Annotated in this window: 3 protein-coding genes; all 3 read left to right on the forward strand. The window is 74.0% G+C overall.

Annotation, left to right across the window (positions count from 1 at the left end):
• Positions 1-63 precede the first annotated feature (63 nt).
• Positions 64-1503, forward strand: a complete 1440-nt coding sequence (locus AB0J52_RS33710) for a metallopeptidase TldD-related protein (RefSeq protein WP_500186925.1) — start codon at positions 64-66, stop codon at positions 1501-1503.
• A gap of 61 nt (positions 1504-1564) precedes the next feature.
• Entirely contained in the window at positions 1565-2962 is a 1398-nt protein-coding gene (locus tag AB0J52_RS33715) for an aminotransferase class V-fold PLP-dependent enzyme (protein ID WP_500186927.1), read from the forward strand.
• On the forward strand, positions 2959-3171 hold a 213-nt coding region (locus AB0J52_RS33720; RefSeq protein WP_500186928.1), incomplete at its 3' end, for a hypothetical protein. The genes AB0J52_RS33715 and AB0J52_RS33720, both read left to right, overlap by 4 nt.

Genomic DNA, 3171 nt, shown 5'->3' on the forward strand with positions numbered 1-3171 from the left:
CGGGGCGCCGCCCGCCGTGTTCGCCGGGGTCGAGGTCGTCAACGCCGCACGGGAGGCCGGGGCATGAGCCGCTGGGAGAGCGCGGAGAGGACGGCCGAACGGGCGCTGGCGGCGAGCCGCGCCGACGGCTGCGTGGTGATCGTGGACGGGGAGGACGCCGCCCAGGTGCGCTGGGCGGAGAACGCGGTGACGACGGCCGGCCTGGTCCGCGACGACCGGATCACGGTCGTCGCGTTCGCGGCGGGACGCCAGGGGACGGCCACCGCGGCCGTGACCCGCCACGGCGATCCGGCCGACGACGTCGGAGGGCTCGTCGCGGAGGCCGAACGCGCGGCCCGCGAGTCCCCCGCCTCTCCCGACGCGATGCCCCTGCTCACTCCCGACGAGACCTGCCCGAAGGCCGGTGTGGAGACTGGCGGGGAGGCCGGCACGGACCTTGCGAGCGGCTCTCCCGCCCAGGACGGCGCGGAATGGTTGACCACGTTCGGTGGCGGGCTGAAGGCCGTCATCGCGCGGGCGCGCGAAGACGGCCACGTGCTCTACGGCTATGCCGAGCACACCGTCCGGACGACGTACCTGGCCACCTCGACAGGGGTGAGGTCGAGGCACACGCAGCGTGAGGGCCTGATCGACCTCACCGCGCGCGACGCGCTGGACGAGCGGGCTTCGGCCTGGGGCGGCGTGCCGCTGCCGAGCACCGGGCCGTTCGATGCGGCGGCGGCGCTGGCGTGGCTGCGCGCGGACCTCGCGGAGCGCGTCCGCTGGGCGGGACGTCGGGCCGAGGTCCCGCCGGGTGAGTACGAGGTGCTGCTCTCGCCGTCCTGCGTGGCCGACCTGCTGCTGTACGTCTACGAGGCGCTGGACGCGCGCGACGCGCTGGACGGGGCGTCGCCCTTCGCGACCCCGGACGGCATGCCGAGGGTGGGCGAGCGCCTGACCGCGCCCGGCCTCACGCTGCACAGCGATCCGGCGCTGCCGGGCCTGGAGTGCGCGCCGTTCACGGTCGTCCGCGCCCCCGGCGGTGGCGCGTCGGTGTTCGACAACGGCCTTCCGCTCCGCCCCACCCGCTGGCTGGACGACGGGGTGCTCACGGCGCTCGTCCAGACGCGGCACTCGGCCAAGGCGAGCGGGCTGCCGGTGACGCCGGGGATCGGCAACCTCCGCCTGGACGGCCCGGCGGACGGCCGGGGTCTGCGGGCGATGGTGGAGGGCACCCGGCGGGGGCTGCTGGTGAACAGCCTCTGGTACCTGCGTCCCACCGATCCGCGGACGCTGGCGCTGACCGGCTCCACGCGGGACGGGGTCTACCTGATCGAGGACGGCGAGATCGTCGGCGCCGTGGACGACTTCAGATTCAGCGAGCGGATCGTGTCGATGCTGGCGCGGGTCACGGAGGCCGGGCGGAGTCGGCCGGCACTCGCCCGGGAGTGGGACGACGCCCTCTCCCGCATGGCCGCTCCGGCCCTCCGCGTCGCCGACGTCGCCGTCCGTGACACTAGATAATTTTAAAGTGAAATTGTAGAATGCGGGAACAGCCGTGACCGTGTCCCGAGGGAGGCTTCTCGTGGAGGACAAGGGAACCGAGTCGGCGATCGTGGCGATGGCGCGCCGCCGCACCGAGGGCGAGACGGGGGCGTCCGCGGCCCCGCCGCGCGCCCCCCGGGAATGGGCGGACCGCTTCCCCACCGGCCCGCTGGACGACCCGGCCGTCCACGCCGAACTGCGGCGGCTCTTCCCCCTGACGCCCGACCTCGTCCACCTGAACGTGGGGACGCTCGGCTCCACCCCGCACCCGGTGCTGGACATGCTGCGCGCCGCTGACACCGAGTACGCCCGCTACCCGCGCGACCCCTACCCGCCGACCACGCTCACCGAGCCGCGCGCCACGCTGGCGCGCTGCTACGGCTGCGACCCCGACGAGATCGCGATCGTGCAGGGCGCCACCGACGGCAACGCCCGCATCCTGAACGGCCTGGACCTGGCCGAGGGCGACGAGGTCGTCACGACCACGCACGAGTGCTACACGATGCAGGCGCCGCTGAACCTGCTGCGCAACCGGCGCGGCATCGAGGTCACCAAGCTCACCCCGCGGCTCGGCCCCGACCAGACCGCCGAGGAGATCGTGGAGATGTTCGCCGCCGCGATCACCCCGCGCACCCGGGTGCTGGAGTGGGCGGCGGTCACCTTCACCGTCGGCACCACCATGCCGACCCGGATGCTCGCCGAGCTGGCGCACGAGCACGGCCTCACCACCGTCGTGGACGGCGCGCACCTGCCCGGCCAGTTCGACATGAGCCTGCGCGAGCTGGGCGTCGACTTCGTCAGCGGGTCCGGCGCGAAGTACCAGTGCGGGCCGATGGGCACCGGCGTCCTGTACGCGCGCAACAAGGTGCTGCCCGAGTACAACCCGCTGCCGCTGCCGGGCTTCTGGCCGGTGATCTCGCTCTGGTACCCGATCGAGGGTGAGCTGCCGCCGCGTGCCACCGGGCGCGAGGCGTCCTACGACATCGGCACGTTCCTGCAGAAGACCGGGTCGGCGGACCTCTCGCGGGGCCCGGCGCTGCAGACGGCGGCGGAGATCTGGGAGCACATCGGCCGCGCGGAGATCCAGCGGTACGTGCACGGGCTCTGCGACCACCTGAAGGAGCGGATCGCCGCGCACTGGGGCGAGGAGTCGTTCTTCAGCCCGCTGCACGACCGGCGGCTGCACTCCGGGATGGTCGCCTTCCAGCCGTTCCGCGACCCCGAGCACGCGGTGGACCCGCGCCGGTTCATGGAGTTCGAGGAGCGGATGGAGAGCGAGCACGGGATCAACCTGCGGTTCACCTTCTTCCCCGTCCGGGACGCCGCGACCGAGCGGTACGCGATCCGGCTCGCGCCGCACCTGTACAACGACCGCGACGAGCTGGACCGCGCGGTCGACGCGATGATCAAGCTGACCGACGAGATGGACCGGCGGTGACGGCCGCCCCCGAGGCGGCCGGGTCGGGGGCGGCCGGGCGGGGGGAGGCGGCCGGTCCGGACGCCCCCGTCCCGCCGGTCGTGACCGGCTACCTGGCCCTCGGGCTGCGGCTCGGCCGGCTGGTGGACGGCTTCGTGGACTGCTGGTTCGGCGGCGCGGGGGACGCCGTACTCGATGAGCGGCTGGGTGACGAAGTCGGCCCGGCGAAG

The organism is Spirillospora sp. NPDC049652, from assembly GCF_040675125.1.
GTDB lineage: Bacteria > Actinomycetota > Actinomycetes > Streptosporangiales > Streptosporangiaceae > Spirillospora.

What these genes read in the sequence shown, in the direction of transcription:
- AB0J52_RS33710 (WP_500186925.1), top strand. Translation starts at nt 64, where the DNA reads ATGAGCCGCTGGGAGAGCGCGGAGAGGACGGCCGAACGGGCGCTGGCG.